Origin of the sequence: Luteibacter sp. RCC_6_2, from assembly GCF_041360655.1 — a bacterium.
Taxonomy (GTDB): domain Bacteria; phylum Pseudomonadota; class Gammaproteobacteria; order Xanthomonadales; family Rhodanobacteraceae; genus Luteibacter.
Window position 1 is genome coordinate 143,907 of sequence record NZ_JBFUPQ010000008.1, and the last position, 22,330, is coordinate 166,236.

Below are 22,330 nucleotides of genomic sequence, written 5' to 3' on the forward strand. Positions count from 1 at the left end.
GATCCTCGCGGGCCGGCCGGAATTCAGCTTCGGCAAGGACCGACCCAGGGCGATGAAGCTCCTTTTCACGAACTTCCACGACGGCGACGGCGGCGGTCACACCACTTACATCATCGGCCTGGCGCAAGGGCTTGCGGGGCGCCATGAGGTGCATGTCGCCGCGCCACCCGGCAGCCGCCTCAACCGCGAAGCGCGCGCGATCGACGGGGTGCGCGTGCTCGACCAGCCGTTCCCTAACGGACTCGGCCGTCTTCGGGCACGTGGTCGTGCGCGGCGGCAGCTTACCGATGCCCTCCGGCGCGAGCGGTTCGACCTCGTCCATGTGAACGGGTCGGCGGACCATCGGCTGGTCATGTCGGCCGTGCGCGGCATGCGGCCTCGCCCTCCCATCGTCCTGACCAAGCACAACTCCAAGCCGATGACCGGCCCCGGACACGCATGGCGCTCGCGCTTCGGTACCGACCAGGTCATCGCCGTGTGCGAATTCGTGCGGCGCCAGTTGCTGGCCTCTCCCTATAAGCGTTGCCGCGTGGCCACCGTCTTCAATGGCGTGGACATCGACCGGTTCACGCCGCGCGAACCGGAGCCGGAGCAGCGCGCGGCATGGCTGGCGCCGGATACCGGCCCCGACCCACTGCTGATCGGCAGCAATGCCGGCACGGCGCGCTACAAGGGCTGGATGGACCTGGTCGAAGCGCTGGCCTCGCTGGCGCCGGACGAGCGTGCGCGCCTGCGGGTGGTTCTCGCTGGTGGAATGCCCGGGGCGGAGGACCTCGCCCGGATCGAGGCGCTGGGTGTCGCGCCGCAGGTCCATTTCACGGGCCGGTTGGCCGATGTGCGCCCGATGGTGGCCGCGCTGGACGCGGGCTTCGTCTTGTCGTGGGACGTCGAGACGATCTCGTTCGCCTGCCGCGAAATGATGGCGATGGGCAAGCCGGTACTGGTCAGCGATTACGCGGGTCTTCCCGAGAACATCCGCCAGGGCGAAGACGGCTGGGTCGTGCCGGCCCGCGACCGGGCGGCCATCGCCAATGCCTTGCGTGCCTTGCTCGCCACGCGTGCATCGCTTTCCGCGATGGGCGACGCCGCGCGCGCGCATGCGCAAGCCGAGTTCGGGATGGAGCGCTTCGTGGACGCCACGGAAGCCGTCTATGCGGCGTTGGTGGCGGACTTTTCCAGCAGGGCGTAATACATGCCGTCGAGGTCGCCGTCGCCCGGCAGGATCTGCCAGCCCACGGTGGCCGCTTGTCCCACGGGCAAGGTGAACGGCACCACCGTGGCATCGTCGCGGCTGGCGAGAAAGGCGTTCACCACGCCCTCGTTCTCCCGCCGCAAGAGCGAGCACGTGACGTAGAGCAGGCGCCCGCCGGGAGCCAGCACGTTCCAGGAAGCGGCGAGGATGCGTTCCTGCTGCGGGACCAGGGCATCGATGTCACCCGCGCGCCGATGCAGGCGCACGTCGGGACGGCGGCGGATCACGCCCGTGGCCGAGCATGGCGCGTCGATCATCACGCGGTCGAAGAGGCGACCGTCCCACCACGCCGTGGTATCGCCCGCGTCACCGACGATGACCTCGGCTTCGAGGCCCAGCCGCTCCAGGTTCTGCCGGATACGTGGCACACGGTGCGCCTCGGATTCCACCGCGACCAGCGACACCGCCGCCCGCTCCAGGACGTGACAGGCCTTGCCGCCTGGCGCCGCGCAAGCGTCGAGCACGCGCTGGCCATCGGCGAGGCCGAGCAGGTCGGCGGGAACCTGTGCGGCGCCGTCCTGCACGGCGAAATGGCCCTGGGCGAAACCGGGCAGGCGGGTGACGTCGGTGCTGTGCGGCAGGACCAGCCCGTCTTCCAGCCAGGGATGGAGATCGACTTCCTGTCCGGCGGCGCGCAGGGCTTCCGCCGCCTCGGCACGTGCCACGCGGCGACGGTTCGCGCGCAGCATCAGCGGCGGTTCCGTGTTCGCGGCGGCGAGGACGCCGTCGACCTGCGCCGGCCAGTCGTTCGCGATCGCCTCTACCAGCCACGCCGGGTGCGCATGGCGCGTGGCCGGCACCGCATCGAGTTCGGCCAGCAAGGCTTCGCGTTCACGCTGCCACCGGCGCAGCACCGCGTTGACCACCCCGGCGAGTCGCGGCCGGCGCACTTCGCGCACCGCTTCGACCGTGGCGGCCACGGCGGCGTAGCCAGGCAGCTCCAATATCTCCAGTTGCACCAGCCCGACGACCAGCAGTGCATGCACGACGGGTTCGTTGCGCCGGATCGGCTTGTCGAGCAGGCGATCGAGCGCGGCGTCGAAGCGAGGCCACCAGCGGGCTCCCTCGTTGAGCAGCGCGGTGAGCAGGGCGCGGTCGCGTGAATCCGGGAGTCGGGGCAGGGCGCGGTCGGCGACCTCGCGCAGCGAGTGCCCGGAAAGCGCGATGTCGGCCAGGGCTTCCGCCGCGAGGGCGCGTACCGAGATGGCGCGGCTCACGAGGCGGCCCGCTTCAGCTCCGGACGGGCGTTGAGGTAATCCGCCGCGCCGATCCGGCGCCCGCCCGCCCGTTGCACGGCGGTGAGTCGCAGGGCGCCTTCCGCGCAAGCCACGTCGATGCCCGCCCGGGAAGCCGCGATCACCTCGCCGGCAGGCACGCCGGGGACTCCCTCGATGGCGCGGGCGGACCAGATGCGCAGTCGCTCGCCGGCGACATCCGCTTCGGCGACCGGCCAGGGATCGAAGGCGCGCACCTTCCGCTCCAGTTCGGTGGCCGGCAGGGAAAAGTCGAGGCGGGCTTCCGCTTTGTCGAGCTTGTGCGCGTACATCACGCCGTCCCCGGGCTGGGCCCGAGGGGTCAGGATTTCACCGGCGAGCGTCCTGCGCAGGCCTTCGGCGAGTGCGTCCGCGCCCAGCGCGGAAAGCCGGTCGTGCAGGCTGCCACCGGTGTCGTCCGCGCCGATCGGCGTGCGCCGCTCGACCAGAACGGGACCGGTATCGAGGCCTGCCTCCATCTGCATGAGGTCGACCCCCGACTCGCTGTCCCCGGCGAGGATGGCGCGCTGGATCGGCGCGGCGCCGCGCCAGCGCGGCAGGAGCGAAGCGTGGACGTTCCAGCAGCCCAGCCGCGGAATGGCCAGTACCTTGCGCGGCAGGATCAGGCCATACGCGACGACGACCATGAGGTCGGGAGCGTATGCCGCGAGCCGTTCGCGGTCAGCCTCGGCCTTGAACGATTCAGGCTGCTCGACCGGAATGCCGGCGGCGAGCGCGGCTTCCTTCACCGGGCTGGCGGCCAACTTGCGGCCGCGGCCGGCGGGCCGGTCGGGCTGGGTATAGACGGCGACGACGTCCGCTCCCGAGGCCCGGCAGGCCTGGAGGCAGGGCACGGCGAATTCAGGCGTTCCGGCGAACACCACCCGCAGGGAACGGTCGGCCACGATCAGGCGCTTGCCTTGCGCTGTTTTTCCATCCGCTTGAGCAGCATTCCGCGTTTCAGCGGCGACAGGTAGTCGACGAAGACCTTGCCGGCGAGATGGTCCATCTCGTGCTGGATGCACACGGCCAGGGGGCCTTCGGCCTCGATCAGGATCTCCTTGCCGTCGACGTCCTGGGCGCGGACCTTCACGTGCAGGGCACGGGTCACGTCCGCATAGATGCCCGGGAACGACAGGCAGCCCTCCTGGTAGACCTGCTGGCCGTCCTTTTCCAGGATCTCGGGATTGATCAGCGCCAGGGGCTCGTTACGGTCGTCGCTCATGTCGGCGACCAGCACGCGCTGGTGCACGTTCACCTGGGTGGCGGCCAGGCCGACGCCGTTGGCGGCGTACATGGTTTCATACATGTCGGCGACGAACTGCTTGAGTTCGGCATCGAAGACGGTGACCGGGGCGGCGACGGTGCGCAGGCGCGGGTCGGGGAATTCCAGGATGGCGAGGGTGGACACGGTGTCACCTTGAACGTTCACGGGCCGCTGCGGCGCCTGTGCCCGGATTTGCGGGCAAATCGGCGAAATCCAAGCAACGGCATCTGTAGGATGGCCCCGTATTCTACGCCCGCGCCGGGGACCGGGCGAGCAGGCGTACGTATTGTGCCCGTTAACGATTCAGTTACACTCGCGACAGCACCGGGGAAGGGGGAAAACCCGCCATGATCAAGAAGTTCGCCATGCTGCTTGGCGGCATGTTTTTTACTGTGGCCGTCTATGCGGCGGCGGCCCAGATTCGTCCCGATCACCCCGACACCTACACGGTGCGCCGGGGCGATACGCTTTGGGACATCTCAGCCCGCTTCCTCAGCAAGCCCTGGCTATGGCCGGAGATCTGGCAGGCGAACCCGCAGGTGCGCAATCCGCACCTCATCTATCCGGGCGACGTGCTCAACCTGTCGATGACCGGAGGCGGCCCTCGCATCGGCCTGCAGCCGCGCGTGCGCACCGATGGCGACGCTATCCCGGCGATTCCGCTCAGCGAATTGCGCATGTTCCTCAAGGAACTGCGGGTGATGGACGCCGACGAGGTCGAGCGTTCGCCGTACCTGGTGGGCTTCGAAGAGAACCACCTGCGCGCGACGCCGGGCAACAAGATCTACGCCCGCGACCTCGATTCCGCCCAGCCCGGCCAGCGCTGGGCGATCGTCCGCCCGACCAACCGTTTCCGCGACCACGGCGGTTCGGACGGCAACGTCGACATGATCGGCAACCCCTCGCACGGCTCGTTCGTGGCCGACGAACTCGACAGCGACGTCTCCATGGCGCCGAGCCCGTGGCGCGAGGATTCGCGCCACGACACGCATACGGGCAAGGGCGACGATCGCGGGGTCGAGGTATCGGTGATCGGCACGGCCGAGGTGATCGCGACCAATGGCGACGTCTCCAGCCTGGTCCTCGTCGATTCCACCCTCGAGGTGCGCAAGGGCGACCGCCTGATGCCGGTCGACGACAAGCCGTACGACCCGTATTTCTATCCTCACGCGCCGAAGTCGATGCCGGCGGACCCTCGTGTGATCGGCTTCACCGACGCCTTGAGCGGCGTGGGCAGCCGTCAGGTCGTCTCCATCTCGGCGGGATCGGCCGATGGCGTCGACAACGGCACGACCTTCACGGTGATGAGCCAGGGCGAGAAGATCCCCGACGAGGTCAGCGGCAACTACAACCGTCGCGACACCTCGCGCAAGGTGCAACTGCCGGACGAATTCGGTGGTCACCTGATGGTGTTCCGCACCTTCGACCATGTCAGCTACGCGCTGGTGATGGACGCGCTGCGTCCGCTGCGGAAGGGCGACCGCCTCGTCCTGCCGGAATGACACAGGACGGTGGGGGCCGTGAACCGGCTCCCACCGCTGCGCCCACGCCTCACCTGAATTGGTGGCCTGTTCCGACAGGCAGCCCATGCGCGCCCTCTAAACTGCGCGGATGACCGACTCCGACGACCTCCGCGACTGGTTGATCCTGCTGCGCACCCCCGGCCTTGGGGCCCGCCGCATTCGCGAGGGCCTCGTCGCCCGCGGCGATGCGGCGTCCCTGCTCCGCTGGCTGGCGCGTCACGCCGATGCCCTGGACGGCGAGGGCCGGGCCTGGATCGAGCAACCGGACGAAGCCGCGCTCGCCCACGACCTCGCCTGGCTCGCCGGCGGCGACCAGCGCCTGCTTCGGTGCACGGAAGAGGATTTCCCACCGCAGCTGGAAGCCATTCCCGATCCGCCGGCCGCCCTTTTCGTCAAGGGCGACGCGTCGCTGCTGTTGCGGCCTCAAATCGCGATCGTCGGCGCCCGGCGAGCCCAGCCGCCCGGCTTGGCCAACGCGCGGCGCTTCGCCGCCGAGCTGTCGGCGGGCGGGCTGCTGGTCACCAGTGGCATGGCCGACGGGGTCGACGGCGCCGCGCACGAGGCCGCCCTGGACGCGGGCCAGCCCACCGTGGCGGTGATCGGCACCGGACCGGACCGGGTCTATCCCCGAAAACACCACGCCCTGGCCCGGCGCATCGCCGCCCAGGGCGCCATCGTCAGCGAATACCCGCCGGGCACGCCCGCGCTGGTCCACCATTTCCCCCAGCGCAACCGGATCATCGCCGGCCTGAGCCTGGGCGTGGTGGTGATCGAGGCCGGACGCCGCTCCGGCTCGCTGATCACGGCCCGGCAGGCCGGCGAACAGGGGCGGGAGGTCTTCGCGTTGCCCGGATCGATCCACAACCCCTTGGCCGAAGGCTGTCATGCCCTCATTGGAGAGGGGGCCCGCCTGGTTCAGAAACCCGACGAAGTCCTCGCCACCCTGGCACCCGCGGCCCTGGAACTGGGTGCGGAACTGCGCGCCCGCCTGGAGCGGGGCGAGGGCAAGATCGGGGTAGGCCGGCGCAAGACCGGTCCCTTCGATTGGCGCCAGGATGAGGAATATCGCCGCCTGCTCGACGTCATGGGGTACGATCCCGCCTCCCTCGACGCCTTGGTGGACGCGACGGGCATCGCTCCCGGAGCGCTGTCGTCGATGCTGCTGATACTGGAACTCGAAGGCGAAATCGCGACGCTGTCGGGCAACCGCTACCAGCGCATGGTCTGATCGCCGACGCTTGACAGCCGTCACGGCGATATGTTTCCAACTAAATATATACATACGCTGGGGTCAACTCGCCCCCGCGATCCTCGGAATCGGTAACGCATGGCAAAGAACCTCCTCATCGTCGAATCGCCGGCCAAGGCCAAGACGATCAACAAGTACCTGGGAGCCGACTTCCAGGTGCTGGCGTCGTATGGCCACGTCCGCGACCTTCGGCCGAAGGAGGGCGCCGTCGACCCCGACCACGGCTTCGCCATGGCCTACGAGGTGATCGACCGCAACGAGAAGCATGTCGACGCCATCGCCAAGGCGGCCCGGGCGGCCAGCAGCATCTACCTCGCGACCGACTTGGATCGCGAAGGTGAGGCCATCTCCTGGCATATCAGCGAGATCCTCCGCGAACGCGGCCTGCTGGAGGGCAAGGACGTCCAGCGCGTGGTGTTCAGCGAGATCACGCCGAAGGCCATCAAGGAGGCTGTCGCGAATCCGCGCAAGCTTTCGCACGACCTGGTCGACGCCCAGCAGGCCCGCCGGGCGCTGGATTACCTGGTCGGTTTCAACCTCTCGCCGGTGCTCTGGCGCAAGGTGCAGCGCGGCCTGTCCGCTGGCCGCGTGCAGTCCCCGGCGCTGCGCATGATCGTCGAGCGTGAACTCGAGATCGAAGCCTTCAAGGCGCGCGAGTACTGGACCATCCAGGCCAGCCTGACCCACCCGGAGGGTGCGTTCGACGCCCGCCTGGTCCGTCTCGACGGCAAGAAGTTCGAGCAGTTCGACCTCACCAACGAAGCCGATGCCATGGCGGCGCGTGCGGCGCTGGAGAAGGCCGCCGCCGGCCGTTTCACCGTCGGCGAGGTCACCAGCAAGGAGCGCAAGCGCCGCCCGGCGCCGCCCTTCACCACGTCCACGTTGCAGCAGGAGGCCGCGCGCAAGCTCGGCTTCTCCACCAGCCGCACCATGCGCATCGCCCAGGGCCTCTACGAGGGCGTGGGGCTGGGCAGCGAAGGCAATGTCGGTCTCATCACCTACATGCGTACCGACTCGGTGGCGCTCTCGGAAGACGCCGTGGCCGAATTGCGCGACCTGATTGGGCGCGAATACGGCAAGGGAGCGTTGCCAGACGCCGTCCAGGTCTACAAGTCCAAGTCGAAGAACGCCCAGGAAGCGCACGAAGCCGTGCGCCCGACCTCGGCCATGCGCACGCCGCGCAGCGTCGCCTCCTTCCTCAACGACGACCAGCGCAAGCTCTATGAGTTGATCTGGAAGCGCACGGTCGCCTGCCAGATGGTCCATGCCACGCTGAACACGGTTTCCGTGGAATTCCCCGTCGCCGAATCGGCGTTCCGCGCCACGGGTACCACGGTGATCGATCCCGGCTTTCTCGCCGTATACGAGGAAGGTCGCGACCAGAAGGGCGAGGACGAGGACGAACAGCGCCGCCTGCCCCGCCTCAAGCAGGGCGACGTGGTGCCGGTTTCGCAGATCGCCGCCGACCAGCATTTCACCGAGCCGCCGCCGCGCTTCTCCGAGGCGAGCCTGGTCAAGACGCTTGAGGAATACGGCATCGGCCGTCCCTCCACCTACGCCAGCATCATCCAGGTGCTGCTCAGCCGCGAGTACGTCCTGCTCGAAAGCCGCCGCTTCAAGCCCACCGACGTGGGCCGCGCGGTCAGCCAGTTCCTCTCCGGGCACTTCGCCCGATACGTCGACTACGACTTCACCGCCCGCCTCGAAGACGAGTTGGACGCGGTAAGCCGTGGCGAGGAAGCCTGGGTGCCGTTGCTCGAACGCTTCTGGCTGCCGTTCAAGACCCTGGTGGACGACAAGACCGAGTCGGTCGACCGCAACGAGGCCACGGGCGCACGCGAGCTCGGTGAGGATCCGAAAACGGGCAAGCCGGTGTCGGTGCGCCTGGGACGCTATGGCGCCTACGCCCAGATCGGCAGCAAGGACGACGAAGCCAAGCCCACCTACGCGAGCCTGCGGCCCGGGCAGAGCATGCACACCATCACGCTCGAAGAGGCGATGGAGTTGTTCAAGCTGCCGCGCACCCTGGGCAAGTCCGACGCAGGCGAGGATGTCACCGTCGGCATCGGCCGCTTCGGGCCCTTCGTGAAGCAGGGCGATACCTATGCCTCGCTCAAGCCCGAGGACGACCCGTACGTCATCGAATTGCCGCGTGCGTTGCAACTGGTGCAGGAGAAGCTGGAGGCCATCGCCAACCGGACGATCCTCGACTTCGGCAACGGCGTGCAGGTGCTCAACGGGCGCTACGGCCCCTACATCACCGACGGCGAGAAAAACGCACGCATTCCCAAGGATCGCGATCCGAAGACGCTCACCGAGACGGAATGCGCCGAATTGCTGGCGGCTGCCCCGGTGAAGAAGCCTCGTGGCGGTCGCGCGGCCAAGAAGACCGCGGCGAAGAAGGCCACCGCCAAGAAGGCGGCGGCGAAGAAAGTGGCGGCCAAGGATGCGACGGCGGTGAAAAAGACGGCCACGAAGAAGGCGGCCACCAAGAAAACCGCGAGCAAGAAGACGGCGGCCAAGAAGGCCGCCGCGAAGAAGACGACAACCAAGACCGCCACGAAGAAAGCCGTCGTGAAAAAGACGACGAGCAAGGCGACCGCACCCGTCGCCGATTGACCATGCGTCGTTTCACGTCGGCCGCCATCGAACAGGCCGCCTCGCTCCTGCGCGACGGCGGTGTGCTCGCTTATCCCACCGAGGCCGTCTTCGGCCTCGGTTGCGACCCGCACGACCGCACCGCCTTCGAACGCCTGTTCGCGCTGAAAGGCAGGCCTTACTCGCAAGGCGTCCTGCTCATCGCCGCCGATTTCCTGCAGGCGGCGCCGTATATCGACCTGACGAAGGTTTCCGCGAAGGCCCTGGAGCAGGTGCTCGCCTCCTGGCCCGGCCCGAACACGTGGATCTTCCCGCGCAGTGCCCATGTGCCCGAGTGGGTCGCGGGTACCCACTCGGGCATCGCCCTGCGGATCACGGCGCACGCGCCCGCCGCCGCCCTGTGCTCGGCATTCGGTGGCGCGCTGGTATCGACCAGCGCGAATCCCCACGGCGAGCCGCCGGCACGGGACCTGCCGACCCTGGAGCGCTACTTCGGCGCCCGGCTCGACGGCGTGCTGGATGCTGAACTCGGCGGTCTCGACCGCCCGACGGTCATCCGTGACGCCCTGAGCGGCGCTATCATCCGCGCCTGATAGGGGGAGAAGCCGTTGTCGTCGAACGTATTTGAGATTGCCGGAAGGGCTCCCGGCCCACGGCTGCCCTTGCTGGTGGGCGCGTTGTCACGGCCGGTCGCATGGCGCGCCGGACAACCCGTCAGCGCCGCGGTGTTCCTCGGCCACGTGCGCCAGGTGGCCTCGCTCCTGCCGGATGCCGGCAGCGCGGTGAACCTGTGCGAAGACCGCTACGCCTTCCTGGTCGCCTTCGCGGCGCTGGTCGTGCGTGGCCAGACCAATCTTCTTCCGCCTTCGCGCGCGCCGCACGCGGTCGACGAAGTGATGGCGGGACACCCCGGCTCGTATGCGATCGGCGAACTCGACCTGTCGCCCGCTCCAGCCGGCTACGTGCGGATACCTGCGCTCGACGATGGCGCGTCCGTGGAAACCGAGGTACCGATGATCGCCGCCGACGCGGTGGTCGCCATCGGCTACACCTCCGGTTCCACCGGCAAGCCCAAGCCCAACGTGAAGACGTGGGGCAGCTTCGTGGACAGCAACGCCGGGAACGCGAGCATGCTCGGCAAGAGCATCGGCAAGGCGTTCGATCTCGTCGCCACCGTGCCGCCGCAGCACATGTACGGCATGGAGATGTCGGTGCTGATGCCCCTGCTTTCCGAGGTGAGCGTGCACGCCGGGCGTCCGTTCTTCCCGGCCGACGTGGCGGCGGCGCTGGCGACGATGCCGGAGCCACGTGTCCTCGTGACCACGCCCGTGCACCTGCGCGCACTGGTGGAATCGGGCGTGGCCCTGCCGCCGTTGGCGGCGTTCGTCTCGGCGACGGCACCCATGCCGGTCGAACTGGCGACCACCGCCGAGCGACGCTTCGGTGCGCCGCTATACGAAGTATTCGGTTCGACGGAAACCTGCGTCTTCGCCAGCCGCCGTACGTCGACCGACGAGGACTGGACGCTCTATCCGGGCGTCACGCTGCATCCGCAGCCTGACGGCACGCTGGTCGATGCCCCGCAACTGGCGGAAGCCATCGCACTCGCGGACATCGTCACCTTGCATGGCGAAGGCCGTCTCTTCCGCTTGCGCGGCCGCAACAGCGACCTGCTGGAGATCGCCGGCAAACGCGCCTCGCTGGGCGACCTGAACCGGCGGCTCCTTGCCATCGATGGCGTGCGCGACGGCGTGTTGTTCCAGCTCGATGAGGCGGACGCGTCGGGTGTGCGCCGCATCGCCGGTCTCGTCGTCGCGCCTGGAATGACCGAGCAGACGGTGATGGCGGCCTTGCGCGACGCGATGGACCCGGTCTTCCTGCCGCGTCCATTGCGCCTCGTCGAGGCGCTGCCGCGCAACGAAACGGGCAAGCTTCCGCGCGGACAGTTGCTGGCGCTCCTGTTCGCGCGCTGAAGCGCGGTCAGCGGGAGCCGAACGCGCCCATCGTCCCCAGTATCTCGCGCGCGATCGCTACCCGGTTGCCACCATCCTCGGGCTTGGTGATGTCGATGTTCAGCGCGAAGAACCAGCGCTTGCCACCGTGCTCGACCCAGCCCACATACCAGCCGATGTCGTCCGCCTTGGCCGGATCGGCATTGTTCTGCGCACCGTGCGTCGCCCAGCCTGTCTTGGCGTGCAGCACATAGTCCGTGCCGGCTTCGTAGATCGTGATGCGCCGCGCGATCTCCTGTGCACGCGCCGAGAAGGGCAACGTGCCGTCGGCCAGGCGCCGCAGGAAGGCGACCTGTTGCTCGGCGGTTATGCGCAACGCGCCGTCCAGCCAGAACCTGTCGATCCCGCCGCCAATGTCGCGGTTGCCATAGCCGGCCTTGTCGATCCACGACTGCATCCTTTGTTGCCCGGCCCGCCGCGCCACTTCCTGATAGAGCCATACCGTGGAATAGCGCATGCCACTGGCGAGGCTGTTGGCGCGATTCCACTCGACCATCGGCTTGCCGCCCATGTCGCGGACCTTGCCATCCCAGGCGATCGGGTCGAACTCATCGGCGACCGCGCCGGTATCGATGGCCACCATCGCATTGAAGATCTTGAACGTGGAAGCCGGGATGTAGGGCTTGCGGGCGCGTGCCGCGTCGAAAACGTGCGTCGTTCCCGAGCCCTCCTCGTACACCAGAAGGGTTCCGTGCACATTGGCATCGGCGAATACCTTGCCCCACTCTGGATGTTCCTGCCATCCGGCGGCGTGGGACGAGGTGGCTAGCACGAGGGCGAACAACGCGGCGAGCAGGTGGGGCAGGCGTACCATGCGGGCGATCTCCTTGGTCTGGGTGGTCGAGCTTCCTTCCACGAGGGGCAAGGCGAGGGGCTCCGGTATGGCGTTTCGCGGGCAGTGCCCGAAGACGCCGGGTAGAATAGGCGGTTCAACGTCTGGAGATACCCATGAAAGTCCTCGTCATCGGCGGCGGCGGGCGCGAGCACGCGCTGGCCTGGAAGCTTGGCCAATCCGCACGCGTGGACGAGGTGATCGTGGCTCCCGGCAACGCCGGCACGGCGCATGAGCCGGGCATGCGCAACGAAGCCGTGGCGGTGACCGATATCGATGGACTGGTGGCGCTGGCGAAGCGCGAAGCCGTGGGCCTGACCGTCGTGGGACCGGAAGTGCCGCTGGTCGCGGGCGTGGTCGACCGCTTCACGCGCGAAGGCTTGCGTTGCTTCGGCCCGGGCGCCGCGGCGGCACAGCTCGAAGGTAGCAAGGCGTTCGCGAAGGACTTCCTGGCTCGACACCGCATTCCCACCGCGCACTACGCCGTGTTCACCGAGCTGGCGCCCGCGTTGGCGCACGTTCGCGAGCAGGGTGCGCCGATCGTCATCAAGGCCGACGGCCTGGCCGCGGGCAAGGGCGTGGTCGTGGCGATGACCCTCGACGAGGCCGAGGCCGCGTTGAACGACATGCTTGGCCAGCAAGCCTTCGGCGATGCCTCGTCACGCGTGGTGATCGAGGAATTCCTCGACGGGGAAGAAGCCAGCTTCATCGTGATCGCCGATGGCAAGCACGCCTTGCCGATGGCCACGAGCCAGGACCACAAGCGCCGCGACGACGGCGACAAGGGCCCGAACACGGGCGGCATGGGTGCCTATTCCCCCGCGCCCGTGGTCACCGACGAGGTGTCCGCCCGCGTGATGCGCGAAATCATCGAGCCGACGCTCGTCGGCATGGCCGCGGACGGTGCTCCCTTCACCGGGTTCCTGTACGCGGGGCTGATGATCGACAAGGCGGGCGCACCGAAGGTCATCGAGTTCAACGTCCGTTTCGGCGACCCGGAAACCCAGCCGATCATGTTGCGGCTCACCTCGGACCTGGTCGACCTGGTCGAGGCGGCCCTCGATGGCCGGATCGCGCAGGCTGCGGCCACGTGGGACCACCGTCCTTCGCTCGGCGTGGTGCTGGCCGCCGAAGGCTATCCGGGCAAGGTCCGTTCGGGTGACGCCATCGAAGGCGCCGATACCGACTTCGGCGCGGATGTGAAGGTGTTCCATGCGGGCACATCGGAAGGCGCGGACGGCAAGCCCGTCACGGCGGGTGGCCGCGTATTGACCGTGTGCGCGCTCGGCGACGACTTGGCCCAGGCACGCGAGAAGGCTTACGCCGCGCTGGGTGCCGTCCGTTTCCGTGGTGGCTTCTATCGCCACGACATCGCCCATCGGGCGCTGGCGCGCGGTTGATCCAAGGGACGCCGGTGCGCTCGGCTACACTGGCGTCCATCTTTCCGCAGGGACCACGGCATGTCGCAGTTCTCCCTACTCGCCAAGCGCCGCTTCGCGCCCTTCTTCTGGACCCAGGCACTCGGTGCCTTCAACGACAATGCGTTCCGCAACGCGATGGTCATGCTGGTGGCGTTCCAGATGGCCTTGCCGGATGCGCAGGTATCGCTCTACACGAACCTCGCGCCCGCGTTGTTCATCCTGCCGTACTTCCTGTTTTCGGCGACGGCGGGACAGCTCGCCGAGAAGTTCGAGAAGACCCGCATCATCCGCTTCGTGAAGCTGTTCGAGATCGCCGCCATGGCGATCGCGGCGATCGGCTTCTTCACTCATCACGTGTCGTTGTTGCTCGTCGTCCTGTTCCTGATGGGCGTGCATTCCACCGTGTTCGGGCCGATCAAATACTCGATCCTGCCGCAGGCGCTGGAGCGTAGCGAACTCGTCGGCGGCAACGCCCTCGTGGAGACCGGCACACAGCTGGCGATGTTGACGGGCATGATCCTCGGCAACTCGCTGATGCTGATCGCCGGCTACGGCACGCTCGCCGCATCGCTCACCACGATAGCCATCGCATGCGTGGGCTATGTCGTGAGCCGCTCCATCCCGACCGCGCCGGCGACGGCACCCGACTTGCGCTTCAACTGGAATCCGTTCAGCGAAACGTGGCGCGTGCTGAAGATCACCCACGAAGACCGCGCGGTGTTCAACGCCGTGCTGGGCATCTCGTGGTTCTGGTTCTTCGGCACCGTGATGATCGCGCAGTTGCCGAACTACACGCGGCATACCCTCGGCGGCGACGGCTCCGTGAACACGCTCGTGCTGACTCTTTTCTCGCTGGGTACGGGTATCGGTTCGCTGCTGTGCGAGAAGCTTTCGGCCAAGCGCGTGGAAATCGGCCTCGTGCCAATGGGCGCGTTCGGCCTCACGGTGTTCGCCGTGGACCTGTTCTTCGCGCGCCCGATGGTCACGCCGGGTGCCGGCCTGGGCTGGCTCGCCTTCGCCGGTACGGCGGGGGCATGGCGGGTGATGCTCGACCTGACGATGATCGGCGCGTTCGCCGGCTTTTATGTGGTGCCGCTGTTCGCCTTCGTGCAGAGCCGGGCGCCGCGTGAGCGCCTGTCACGCATCATCGCGGGGAACAATATCGTCAACGCCTTGCTGATCTGCGTGGCCTCGGGCTTCGGCATCGGCTTGACCGCTCTGGGGCTGGACGTGCCCACGATCTTCCTGATCACGGGCATCGTGAACGTCGCGGTGGCGGTCTACATCTTCACCCTCGTGCCCGAATTCATGATGCGCTTCATCACCTGGGTGCTGGTGCGCACGCTCTACCGGGTCCGCGTGGACGGCTTGAAGCACGTTCCTGATGAAGGCGCGGCGCTGGTCGTGTGCAACCACGTGAGCTTCATGGACCCCTTGATCCTCATGGCGAACGTGCGCCGGCCGATGCGCTTCGTCATGTACTACAAGATTTACAACCTGCCCATCCTCCGTTTCGTCTTCCGCACGGCCAAGGCGATTCCCATCGCCGGGCGCAACGAAGACCCCGCCTTGATGGAGCGCGCCTTCGAGCGGGTGGACGAGGCCCTGGCGAACGGCGAAGTGGTCTGCATCTTCCCCGAGGGCGGCATCACCCGCGACGGCACGATCCAGAACTTCCGCCCGGGTGTCGACCGCATTCTCGCGCGACGGCCGGTGCCGGTGGTGCCGCTGGCCTTGCGCGGCATGTGGGGCAGCATCTTCAGCCGCCGCGACAGCGCGCTGCGCCGGGCACGCCTTCCTCGCCGCTTCTGGTCGAGGATCGAACTGGTGGGCGGTGCGCCGCTACCCGCGGGCGACGCCGACGCGGCCGTGCTGGAAGCGCGCGTCACCGAACTCCGCGGCGACAATCCCTGACGAATAGCCGGCCTGCTGGTGCAGCCGATGTGCTGTTGTGGGAGCCGCTTCAGCGGCGATCCCGCGGCAGCGGGCCCGGTTCAGGCAAGCACCCATCGCCGCTGAAGCGGCTCCCACAGGAGTGGGCTTCGGACTTCAGGCGAACCAGGCGGCCAGGACGATCACCGCGACCACGGCCAGCCAGACGATCAATACGCGCCGGATGACGCGCCGGGCGTCCTCCAGTTCCGCGATCGGGTCGCTCACGTCCTGCACGTAGCCGTCGCCGGCCTCCACGTCCGCATCGACGCCCGCGCGCGCGACGGCGCCGAGGAAGTCGGGTTCGAGACGGGAACGTGGGCTGCCGGAAGTGTGATGCCACTGCTTCCAGGCGCCCATCACGGCGTCGAAATCCGACACCAGTGCCATGGCGAAGACCATCAGGTGGGCGGGAATCCAATCGAGCGCGTCGGCGACACGGCGCGCGGCGTTGCGCGTGGCGGCATCGAGGGCGAGGGTGGCTTCGCGGCCGAGGATTTGTGCAAGGCGATAGCCGAGCGCGCCGGCGGGACCGAGCAGGAAGAACCAGAACAACACGCCGAAACGACGGCGCAGCGCGCCATAGAACGCCGCCTCGACCATGACGGGGGCGAACCATGTCAGCGGCGCATCGTCGTGGCGCAGGGCGGCGATGGCTTCGTCGCGGCGCAGGGCGTCCGGCGCGCGCAGGACCGCGTCGATGTCGGCCTCGATCTCGCGGGGGCCCAGGGCATAGACCAGCACGATCACCGCGAAGGCGAGCCAGCCCAGGTCGAAGAAGGGAAGGGAGCGCAGGATGCCCGCGAGAATGGCGCATGCGACGACAGGTACCAGCAGCACCACGGCGACGCGCCCCGGCCCGGACGTATCGCCCAGCCGGTTCACCCAATGGCGAAACCAGCGATCGTCGCGCCAGCGGGCCAGCTGCGGGACGCTCCAGGCGACGACGAGGGCGATGAGGACGGCGAGGAGACGTAGAGCCATGGTGTCGGGGAATCCGCGAGTCGTTGCCCCGATTGTAGGCGAAGCACCGCCGTCAGCGGCGGGACGCCTGGGCGACCAGTTCATCCAGGTGCACGCCGCGCAGGCCGAGCCAGTGTTCGATCAGCCGGTACGACACCGAGAGCGGTGGCGGTACGCCGAGCGAACCCGAGGTCATGCCCTGGACGATATCGTCGACGGTGAACCAGCGGGCATCCTCGAGTTCGTCGTCGCGCAGGTGGATCTCGCGTGTCCTGGCGGTCGCGGTGAAACCGACCATCAGCGACGCGGGCAGCGGCCACGGTTGCGACGAGTGATAGGTGGCGTGCAGCACCTCCACGCCGGATTCCTCGCGGACCTCGCGCTTGACCGCGTCTTCCAGCGATTCGCCCGGTTCGATGAAGCCGGCCAGCGTGGAGTAACGGCCGGGGGGCCAGCCGCGCTGGCGACCGAGCAGGCAGGCGTCGCCGTCTTCCACGATCACGATGATCGCGGCATCGGTACGCGGGAAATGCATGTGCGGGCCGTCAGGGTTCGTGCATTGCACGCGATGACCCGAGGCCACGACCAAGGTGGGCGAACCGCATTGGCTGCAGAAGCGGGTCTGCCGCTGCCAGTGGGTGATGCCCTTCGCATAGGCGAACAGGCCGGCTTCGAAAGCCGGAAGGATCAGTCCGGCCTCTCGCAACGACATGCGTCGTGCGCCGGTCAGCGAAACGAAGAGTTCGGCGTGCGCTTCGTCGACGACGAGCGTGAACCAGGCGCTGTCGTTCGCCAGGCCGAGCAAGGTGGACGGCAGGTCGCCGAAGCGCTCGGAACGCATCGCCGGCGTCATCCAGTGCGGCCTGTCCGCCTCTGCCTGGACGAAAGCCTGGCCCTCGCTGTCGAGTACGAGGAAACGCGTACCCGGCGAGCGTTCCGTTTCCTCGACCCACAGGCGATCGTCACGCCGCTCGGCCATGCGATCGATGTCGATGCCGGCGAAGACGTTTTCGCGGGCGCGGCTGGCGACCGCCTTGTCCCGCTCCTGCTCGACGCTCACGCCCACCGACCGGTCATGCGCTGAACGAGGAACCGCAGCCGCAGGTGGTCTTCGCGTTAGGGTTGCGAATGACGAATTGCGAACCGCTGAACGATTCGGCGTAGTCGATTTCCGCGCCGGTGAGGTATTGCAGCGAGAGCGGATCGACCACCAGTGTCACGCCTTCGCGGGACACGGCCAGATCGTCCTCGGCCTGTTCCTCATCGAAGGTGAAACCGTACTGGAAGCCCGAACAGCCACCGCCGCTGATGTACACGCGGAGCTTGAGGCCCGGATTGCCTTCCTCTTCGATCAGCTCGTGCACCTTGCGGGCGGCGGCTTCGGTGAAGACGAGCGGCGCACCCGCGGACCGATAGTCCGGTGCCGAACTCGGAGCCATGGGAAATGGGTTATTCATGCCGCTCATAATGGCGCCGTTCCGTGTCAGGTCAAGCCTCGCTGAGGGCCGGGGTGGCCTCGATCGCCGCCTGGGCCAGCTGGCGGACCGTCTGTGGGGCCCGGTGCACCATCTTGCCGTTGACCTGCGCGCCGGCCGCCATCTCCAGTACCTGATAGCGCACGTCGCCCTCCACCCGGGCCAGGGGAGCCAGTTCCAGGCGCTCCGAGACGTCGATGTCACCGGTGACGCCGCCGTTGATCACGGCCTGGGGCACCTCGATATGCCCGATGACACGGCCGGTCTCACTGATCGTGAGCACGCCGTCCCCGGAAGGATCGGCGTGGATCGATCCTTCGACCGTTCCGTCCAGGTGCAAGGCGCCACTGAACAGGACGTCGCCGCGAAGGGTGACGCCGCGGGCGATAAGGCTTGTGGCGGCCGCACCCACGGCAGGAGCCTGGTTCTTCCGGTTATTGCTGAACATCGTTGGCCTCGTCGTTGCGCAGGGCATCGGTCCACGCCACCGTGCCGGTGACGGACTGGTCGCCGGTGATATCGGCGACCAGTCGCAGGCGGGTGGGTTTGAAGCCCGCCGGCAAGGTGAAGCTGCCCTGGATCTGCTGGAAATACTTGAAGGAGAAGGGAAGCCCTGTCGTCTGCGCACCCTGGCCGAGCGCCGCGCCCTCGAGGGTCGCGACCTTGTCGTCCTGAATGCCCTCGACCGCCAGTTTCAGTGAGCCTTTCACCAATTCCCCCCGGCGCGCGTTCTGGGTGAGCGTGACCATCAGGTTCCAGGCGTTCGCCGTGCCCTTCACCGGCGCGATGCGGGCCCCCTGGATCTTCAGCCCGTCGCGTTGGCCGCCGCCACCGACCAGGCGCGAGTAAAAGGCGAGGTCGGTGCGCAGGCCGCTGATCTCTTCGTCGCGCTCGGCCATGTTGCGCTTGAGTTCTTTCGCCGCGATGTCCGCCACCTGCGCGGAGCGCTGCAGGTTGGCCAGTTGTTGGCGGAGGTCCTCGTTATCGGCGGCGAGCTGGCGAACCCCGCCGCGATCCGAGACCGCGGCAGGCCCACGGGCCGCCACGAACCAGGTGCCCACGGCCACCAGGGCCAGGCTGAGCGCCCAGGCACCGGTCAGGACGAGGCGCTTGCGGCGCTCGCTGGCCGCGTCGTCGAGCGAGCGCACGACGAAACGCGGCGGTGGGCGTGAAGCCATGGAGATACCGTGGAGAAGACGTGAAGACGCCGATGGTATATCCCCCGTCTTCCCCCATGGTCAAGGAACCGGTCCCCATAACGGAGAAGGCCGCCTCGCGGCGGCCTTCGATCAGTCGTGGAGCGATCCGACCTTGCTGAGCATGTACCGCTCGGGGCCGATGTCGGAGATCAGGCTGAACTGGGTTTCCAGCCAGTCGATGTGCTCCTCTTCCTGGCCCAGGATGAACTTGAAGAGGTCGCGGCTGACGAAATCGTGGATGCCTTCGCTGTAGGCGATCGCTTCGCGCAGGTCCTTGGTGGCCAGCATCTCGAGGTCGAGGTCGCCCTGGAGGGCTTCGACCACGTTCTCGCCGATGCGCAGCTTGCCCAGGTGCTGGAGGTTCGGCAGGCCGTCGAGGAAGAGTATCCGCTCGATGAGCTTGTCCGCGTGCTTCATCTCCTCGATCGACTCCTCGTACTCGTGCTTGGCGAGTTCGTTGTAGCCCCAGTCCTTGAACATCCTGTAATGCAGGAAGTACTGGTTGATCGCGGCCAGCTCGTTGTAGAGGACCTTGTTGAGGTATTCGATGACCTTCGCGTCGCCCTTCATGAGGGGTCTCCCTGAGTGTGCAGGGCACGACTATACGTGGCCCGGCGGGGACATGACGTAACGAGAATGAAGGTGGTTTGCGTCCGCGAATGGACGCGGCGCGCGTCAGGCCGGGGAGGGCAGGAAGGTCAGTACGGAGCGCGTTTCCGCGACGGCCTCGCGCAGGCACTGGCGGGCTTCGGACTCGCAGGCCCCGCAACAGTCCGAACAGCCCGTTCGGGCCTGGAGTTCGGCAAAGGATTCGACGCCCTCGGCCGCGGCGCGGCGGATGGCGTGGTCGGTGACGGCATTGCACATGCAGATGTACATGGCGCGCATTCGAACGCGAATGCGAACGATTGTCAACTACACGAATGTGAAGACGCCCCCGGCGGCGGGCGTCCGTTCATTCTCCGCCGCGGGCCAGCCGCTCCGCTTCGGCCTGCTGGGGGCAGGTTCCCACCGTCACCGAGCACACGGTCTCAACGGTGGGAGCGAACTGGCGCAACGCCCGCTCATAGACCTGCCGCTTGAAGTTCACCACGTGGTTCGCCGGATACCAGAAGTCGACCCAGCGCCACAGGTCGAACTCGGGTTTCTCGCAGGCATCCAGGCGGAACGCGTCCTCGCCACACTTCAGGCGGAGCAGGAACCACACCTGCTTCTGGCCGATGCAGGTGGGTCGCTGATGATGGCGCACGAAACGGCTCGGCAGCCGGTAGCGCAGCCAGCCACGGGTTTCCGCCAGCACTTCCACGTGCTGGGCGAGCAGGCCGGTTTCCTCTTCCAGTTCGCGGTACATGGCCTCCAGCGGTGTCTCGTCGCTGCGCATGCCACCTTGGGGGAACTGCCAGCCGTCACGATTGACGCGGCGAGCCCAGAACAGGCGGCCGTCTCCGTTCAGGAGCACGATCCCCACGTTCGGTCGATAGCCATCAGCGTCGATCATCCGCCCTCCACGAACCAGTTCGGCGCTTCCGGAGAGGCGCTCGATGCGCCCGATTCAACCACAGCGCGAGAAGCGCGGGCAAGGCGCTACTTGAACGGGAGGCCCGTGCCGATTAAACTGCCCGGCCTTCGCGGGTCCGCCCGTGAACGACCAGGTTCCATGGCTAGGTAGCTCAGCTGGTCAGAGCGCGGCACTCATAATGCTGAGGTCGGCGGTTCGAGCCCGCCTCTAGCCACCAATGCAAAAGGCCGCGCTCATGGGCGCGGCCTTTTTCTTTGCTCCCATGATCGAATCAGGATGCCTCGCGTTCCACCAGCGGAAGATCGTCGCCGCGCGGTGGCGTATCCAGGACGGCCCGCGCCAACTCCACCACGTTGTGCACGCGCAGCTTGGCCATCAGGTTCGCCCGGTGCAGTTCGACGGTCTTCGGGCTGATGTTCAACTCGCTGGCGATGACCTTGTTGAGCTTGCCGCCCATGATCCCGTCCAGTACCTGCGACTCGCGGCGGGTCAGCGAGACATCGGGACGGAGGCTGGCGAAGACGTTCGCCGCCGGTTCCTCGCTACCGGGTTCATCGTCAGGGAGGGGCATCAGGAAGACCGCATGGAAAGCCGCGGGTGGCACGTCGAGCAGTTGCCGGGTGAGCCGATAGCGGCGGGGAGGCGCATGCCGGTCGCGAAAGACGAACTCATCCGCGTGGTCGGTGCGATGAAGGTGCTCCTCCAGCCATGCCGGTCCGGCCCGTCCCCTCGCGGTCATGCCGAATTCGCGCTGGAAGGCCGCATTGACCATCACGGCGCGACCGCCTTCGTGGCGCCAGACGACGCAGGGCCAGGGCAAGGCGGCGAATACTTCCTCGGCCAGCCCGCAGGTGTGCGAGCCGTCGAGCGAATCACTAGCAAGGCACATCGATGCCTCCTGAATGTACGCGTGGGAAGCCGGTGAAGCCCCCTCGCTTCACCCGTGTAGTTACCACTGCAACCGTTTCCCGATGAAAAGTCCATGAATCGTGGCCGCGGATATGCCGAACTGCGACATCCGTCGTGAATACCACTTCCACGGGGGGCGTCGGCACGCCCTCCGCTACAATGCGGGGTCATCCGTGAAAGACGCCGTCCCCATGCGCATATTCAAGACGTTCAACATCGAAGCGGCCCACCGCTTGCCGAATGTGCCCGAAGGGCACAAGTGCTCGCGCCTGCACGGCCATTCATTCCGCATCGAACTGCACGTCGAGGGTCCGACCGATCCGGTGCTGGGCTGGGTGATGGATTTCGGCGACCTCAAGGCGCGTTTCCAGCCGCTCTACGATCGCCTCGACCATCACTACCTCAACGACGTCGAGGGCCTGGAGAATCCGACCAGCGAAAACCTGGCACGCTGGATATTCGAACGCCTGCGCGCCGACGTGCCGGGCCTGGCGAAGGTCGTGGTGCACGAGACCTGTACCTCCGGCGCCGAATACTCCGCCTGAGCCAGGCTTCCGGCCGAAACCTGCCTGCGCAACAATTCGTGGTTGCCGCCTTGTCCGGGGCGGGTCTACACTCCGGCACTCCCCGTTCCCCAACGGTTGCCGCGATGTCCCATGTAAACGGTTACGCCGAACTCGCCCGATGCGTCGGGCGGATGGCGGCGACTGCATATGCATGGGTGACAGCGTCGGCCGGCGCATTGGCAGGCCGTCCCGCCCGGGCCTGACCGACCGCGTCTCCTCGCCAACGACGCGACGGATGGTCGCGCCGGCGGGTGGTTATGGCCTTTCGTCGCTTGTCCCGTCGTTTACGGCACTGGTATACTTTTCCAGATTAAACCGTGGCCCGTTGAACCATCTGGTGCCGCCTTCGAGCGAAACCAC

Annotated in this window: 22 protein-coding genes and 1 tRNA gene; 10 read left to right on the plus strand and 13 right to left on the minus strand. The window is 67.4% G+C overall.

Annotation, left to right across the window (positions count from 1 at the left end):
• Positions 1–52 precede the first annotated feature (52 nt).
• Positions 53–1,189 (plus strand): glycosyltransferase, encoded by a 1,137-nt coding sequence (locus AB6730_RS10860; protein WP_371023622.1) that lies wholly within the window; start codon positions 53–55, stop codon positions 1,187–1,189.
• Here AB6730_RS10860 and rsmB read toward each other — a convergent pair.
• From rsmB to def, 3 genes are read right to left on the minus strand one after another with little or no spacing between them, the layout of a single operon-like run.
• On the minus strand, positions 1,150–2,469 hold the full coding sequence (rsmB, locus tag AB6730_RS10865) for a 16S rRNA (cytosine(967)-C(5))-methyltransferase RsmB (RefSeq protein WP_371023623.1): 1,320 nt from the start codon (positions 2,467–2,469) through the stop codon (positions 1,150–1,152). The two genes, AB6730_RS10860 and rsmB, sit on opposite strands and share 40 nt — an antisense overlap.
• Positions 2,466–3,410: a methionyl-tRNA formyltransferase gene (gene fmt / locus AB6730_RS10870; RefSeq protein ID WP_371023624.1), complete on the minus strand. Its 945-nt coding sequence runs from the start codon at positions 3,408–3,410 to the stop codon at positions 2,466–2,468. Before fmt ends, rsmB begins: the two co-directional genes overlap by 4 nt.
• Before the next feature lie 2 nt (positions 3,411–3,412).
• A complete protein-coding gene (gene def, locus AB6730_RS10875; RefSeq protein WP_371023699.1) occupies positions 3,413–3,916 on the minus strand; it encodes a peptide deformylase in 504 nt (167 codons plus the stop codon).
• 203 nt (positions 3,917–4,119) lie between these two features.
• On the opposite strand from def, the gene AB6730_RS10880 reads away from it, so the two are divergent.
• The 5 genes from AB6730_RS10880 to AB6730_RS10900 all read left to right on the plus strand — a co-directional run bounded on the left by AB6730_RS10880 (position 4,120) and on the right by AB6730_RS10900 (position 11,115).
• On the plus strand, positions 4,120–5,274 hold the full coding sequence (locus AB6730_RS10880; RefSeq protein WP_371023625.1) for a LysM peptidoglycan-binding domain-containing protein: 1,155 nt from the start codon (positions 4,120–4,122) through the stop codon (positions 5,272–5,274).
• Positions 5,275–5,383: 109 nt separating this feature from the next.
• Positions 5,384–6,523 (plus strand): DNA-processing protein DprA, encoded by a 1,140-nt coding sequence (dprA, locus tag AB6730_RS10885; protein ID WP_371023626.1) that lies wholly within the window; start codon positions 5,384–5,386, stop codon positions 6,521–6,523.
• 99 nt (positions 6,524–6,622) lie between these two features.
• Positions 6,623–9,163, plus strand: coding sequence for a DNA topoisomerase I (locus tag AB6730_RS10890; protein WP_371023627.1), 2,541 nt, complete (start codon positions 6,623–6,625; stop codon positions 9,161–9,163).
• Between the two features lie 2 nt (positions 9,164–9,165).
• On the plus strand, positions 9,166–9,735 hold the full coding sequence (locus AB6730_RS10895; protein ID WP_371023628.1) for an L-threonylcarbamoyladenylate synthase: 570 nt from the start codon (positions 9,166–9,168) through the stop codon (positions 9,733–9,735).
• A 15-nt stretch (positions 9,736–9,750) separates the two neighbouring features.
• The gene (locus tag AB6730_RS10900; RefSeq protein WP_371023629.1) at positions 9,751–11,115 is read left to right on the plus strand and encodes an AMP-binding protein; all 1,365 of its coding nucleotides are present in this window, start codon (positions 9,751–9,753) and stop codon (positions 11,113–11,115) included.
• A gap of 7 nt (positions 11,116–11,122) precedes the next feature.
• On the opposite strand, the gene blaOXA is transcribed toward AB6730_RS10900, so the two are convergent.
• On the minus strand, positions 11,123–12,010 hold the full coding sequence (gene blaOXA, locus AB6730_RS10905; protein WP_371023700.1) for a class D beta-lactamase: 888 nt from the start codon (positions 12,008–12,010) through the stop codon (positions 11,123–11,125).
• 92 nt (positions 12,011–12,102) lie between these two features.
• On the opposite strand from blaOXA, the gene purD reads away from it, so the two are divergent.
• The gene (gene purD / locus AB6730_RS10910; protein WP_371023630.1) at positions 12,103–13,386 is read left to right on the plus strand and encodes a phosphoribosylamine--glycine ligase; all 1,284 of its coding nucleotides are present in this window, start codon (positions 12,103–12,105) and stop codon (positions 13,384–13,386) included.
• A 60-nt stretch (positions 13,387–13,446) separates the two neighbouring features.
• A complete protein-coding gene (locus AB6730_RS10915) occupies positions 13,447–15,321 on the plus strand; it encodes an MFS transporter (protein WP_371023631.1) in 1,875 nt (624 codons plus the stop codon).
• A gap of 135 nt (positions 15,322–15,456) precedes the next feature.
• Here AB6730_RS10915 and AB6730_RS10920 read toward each other — a convergent pair whose 3' ends face one another.
• The 8 genes from AB6730_RS10920 to AB6730_RS10955 form a co-directional block, all read right to left on the minus strand.
• Positions 15,457–16,323: a beta-lactamase induction protein gene (locus tag AB6730_RS10920; RefSeq protein ID WP_371023632.1), complete on the minus strand. Its 867-nt coding sequence runs from the start codon at positions 16,321–16,323 to the stop codon at positions 15,457–15,459.
• Positions 16,324–16,375: 52 nt separating this feature from the next.
• Positions 16,376–17,362, minus strand: a complete 987-nt coding sequence (nudC, locus tag AB6730_RS10925; protein WP_371023633.1) for an NAD(+) diphosphatase — start codon at positions 17,360–17,362, stop codon at positions 16,376–16,378.
• A 13-nt stretch (positions 17,363–17,375) separates the two neighbouring features.
• Positions 17,376–17,741, minus strand: coding sequence for an iron-sulfur cluster insertion protein ErpA (erpA, locus tag AB6730_RS10930; RefSeq protein WP_371023634.1), 366 nt, complete (start codon positions 17,739–17,741; stop codon positions 17,376–17,378).
• A gap of 49 nt (positions 17,742–17,790) precedes the next feature.
• On the minus strand, positions 17,791–18,225 hold the full coding sequence (locus AB6730_RS10935; RefSeq protein ID WP_371023635.1) for a polymer-forming cytoskeletal protein: 435 nt from the start codon (positions 18,223–18,225) through the stop codon (positions 17,791–17,793).
• On the minus strand, positions 18,212–18,955 hold the full coding sequence (locus tag AB6730_RS10940; protein ID WP_371023636.1) for a DUF6776 family protein: 744 nt from the start codon (positions 18,953–18,955) through the stop codon (positions 18,212–18,214). The genes AB6730_RS10935 and AB6730_RS10940 overlap by 14 nt, the downstream gene beginning before the upstream one ends.
• Positions 18,956–19,066: 111 nt before the next feature.
• The gene (bfr, locus tag AB6730_RS10945) at positions 19,067–19,546 is read right to left on the minus strand and encodes a bacterioferritin (RefSeq protein ID WP_072323582.1); all 480 of its coding nucleotides are present in this window, start codon (positions 19,544–19,546) and stop codon (positions 19,067–19,069) included.
• A gap of 105 nt (positions 19,547–19,651) precedes the next feature.
• Positions 19,652–19,864 carry a (2Fe-2S)-binding protein gene (locus AB6730_RS10950; protein ID WP_371023637.1) on the minus strand — a complete coding sequence of 71 codons (213 nt, stop codon included), beginning with the start codon at positions 19,862–19,864 and terminating at the stop codon, positions 19,652–19,654.
• A gap of 67 nt (positions 19,865–19,931) precedes the next feature.
• Complete coding sequence (locus AB6730_RS10955; protein WP_371023638.1) at positions 19,932–20,474, minus strand: RNA pyrophosphohydrolase; 543 nt, start codon at positions 20,472–20,474, stop codon at positions 19,932–19,934.
• A gap of 161 nt (positions 20,475–20,635) precedes the next feature.
• Here AB6730_RS10955 and AB6730_RS10960 point away from each other — a divergent pair.
• Positions 20,636–20,712, plus strand: a tRNA-Met gene (locus tag AB6730_RS10960).
• 54 nt (positions 20,713–20,766) lie between these two features.
• Here AB6730_RS10960 and AB6730_RS10965 read toward each other — a convergent pair.
• Positions 20,767–21,384 carry a response regulator transcription factor gene (locus AB6730_RS10965; protein WP_371023639.1) on the minus strand — a complete coding sequence of 206 codons (618 nt, stop codon included), beginning with the start codon at positions 21,382–21,384 and terminating at the stop codon, positions 20,767–20,769.
• 211 nt (positions 21,385–21,595) lie between these two features.
• Here AB6730_RS10965 and queD point away from each other — a divergent pair, with 211 nt between their 5' ends.
• The gene (gene queD / locus AB6730_RS10970) at positions 21,596–21,949 is read left to right on the plus strand and encodes a 6-carboxytetrahydropterin synthase QueD (RefSeq protein ID WP_371023640.1); all 354 of its coding nucleotides are present in this window, start codon (positions 21,596–21,598) and stop codon (positions 21,947–21,949) included.
• Positions 21,950–22,330 lie beyond the last annotated feature (381 nt).

Bases quoted from the DNA above. Each gene is read 5' to 3' on its own strand.
- AB6730_RS10860 (WP_371023622.1), top strand. From the start codon at position 53: ATGAAGCTCCTTTTCACGAACTTCCACGACGGCGACGGCGGCGGTCAC.
- AB6730_RS10880 (WP_371023625.1), top strand. From the start codon at position 4,120: ATGATCAAGAAGTTCGCCATGCTGCTTGGCGGCATGTTTTTTACTGTG.
- dprA (WP_371023626.1), top strand. From the start codon at position 5,384: ATGACCGACTCCGACGACCTCCGCGACTGGTTGATCCTGCTGCGCACC.
- AB6730_RS10890 (WP_371023627.1), top strand. From the start codon at position 6,623: ATGGCAAAGAACCTCCTCATCGTCGAATCGCCGGCCAAGGCCAAGACG.
- AB6730_RS10895 (WP_371023628.1), top strand. From the start codon at position 9,166: ATGCGTCGTTTCACGTCGGCCGCCATCGAACAGGCCGCCTCGCTCCTG.
- purD (WP_371023630.1), top strand. From the start codon at position 12,103: ATGAAAGTCCTCGTCATCGGCGGCGGCGGGCGCGAGCACGCGCTGGCC.
- AB6730_RS10915 (WP_371023631.1), top strand. From the start codon at position 13,447: ATGTCGCAGTTCTCCCTACTCGCCAAGCGCCGCTTCGCGCCCTTCTTC.
- AB6730_RS10920 (WP_371023632.1), bottom strand. From the start codon at position 16,323: ATGGCTCTACGTCTCCTCGCCGTCCTCATCGCCCTCGTCGTCGCCTGG.
- erpA (WP_371023634.1), bottom strand. From the start codon at position 17,741: ATGGCTCCGAGTTCGGCACCGGACTATCGGTCCGCGGGTGCGCCGCTC.
- AB6730_RS10935 (WP_371023635.1), bottom strand. From the start codon at position 18,225: ATGTTCAGCAATAACCGGAAGAACCAGGCTCCTGCCGTGGGTGCGGCC.
- AB6730_RS10940 (WP_371023636.1), bottom strand. From the start codon at position 18,955: ATGGCTTCACGCCCACCGCCGCGTTTCGTCGTGCGCTCGCTCGACGAC.
- bfr (WP_072323582.1), bottom strand. From the start codon at position 19,546: ATGAAGGGCGACGCGAAGGTCATCGAATACCTCAACAAGGTCCTCTAC.
- AB6730_RS10950 (WP_371023637.1), bottom strand. From the start codon at position 19,864: ATGCGCGCCATGTACATCTGCATGTGCAATGCCGTCACCGACCACGCC.
- AB6730_RS10955 (WP_371023638.1), bottom strand. From the start codon at position 20,474: ATGATCGACGCTGATGGCTATCGACCGAACGTGGGGATCGTGCTCCTG.
- AB6730_RS10965 (WP_371023639.1), bottom strand. From the start codon at position 21,384: ATGTGCCTTGCTAGTGATTCGCTCGACGGCTCGCACACCTGCGGGCTG.
- queD (WP_371023640.1), top strand. From the start codon at position 21,596: ATGCGCATATTCAAGACGTTCAACATCGAAGCGGCCCACCGCTTGCCG.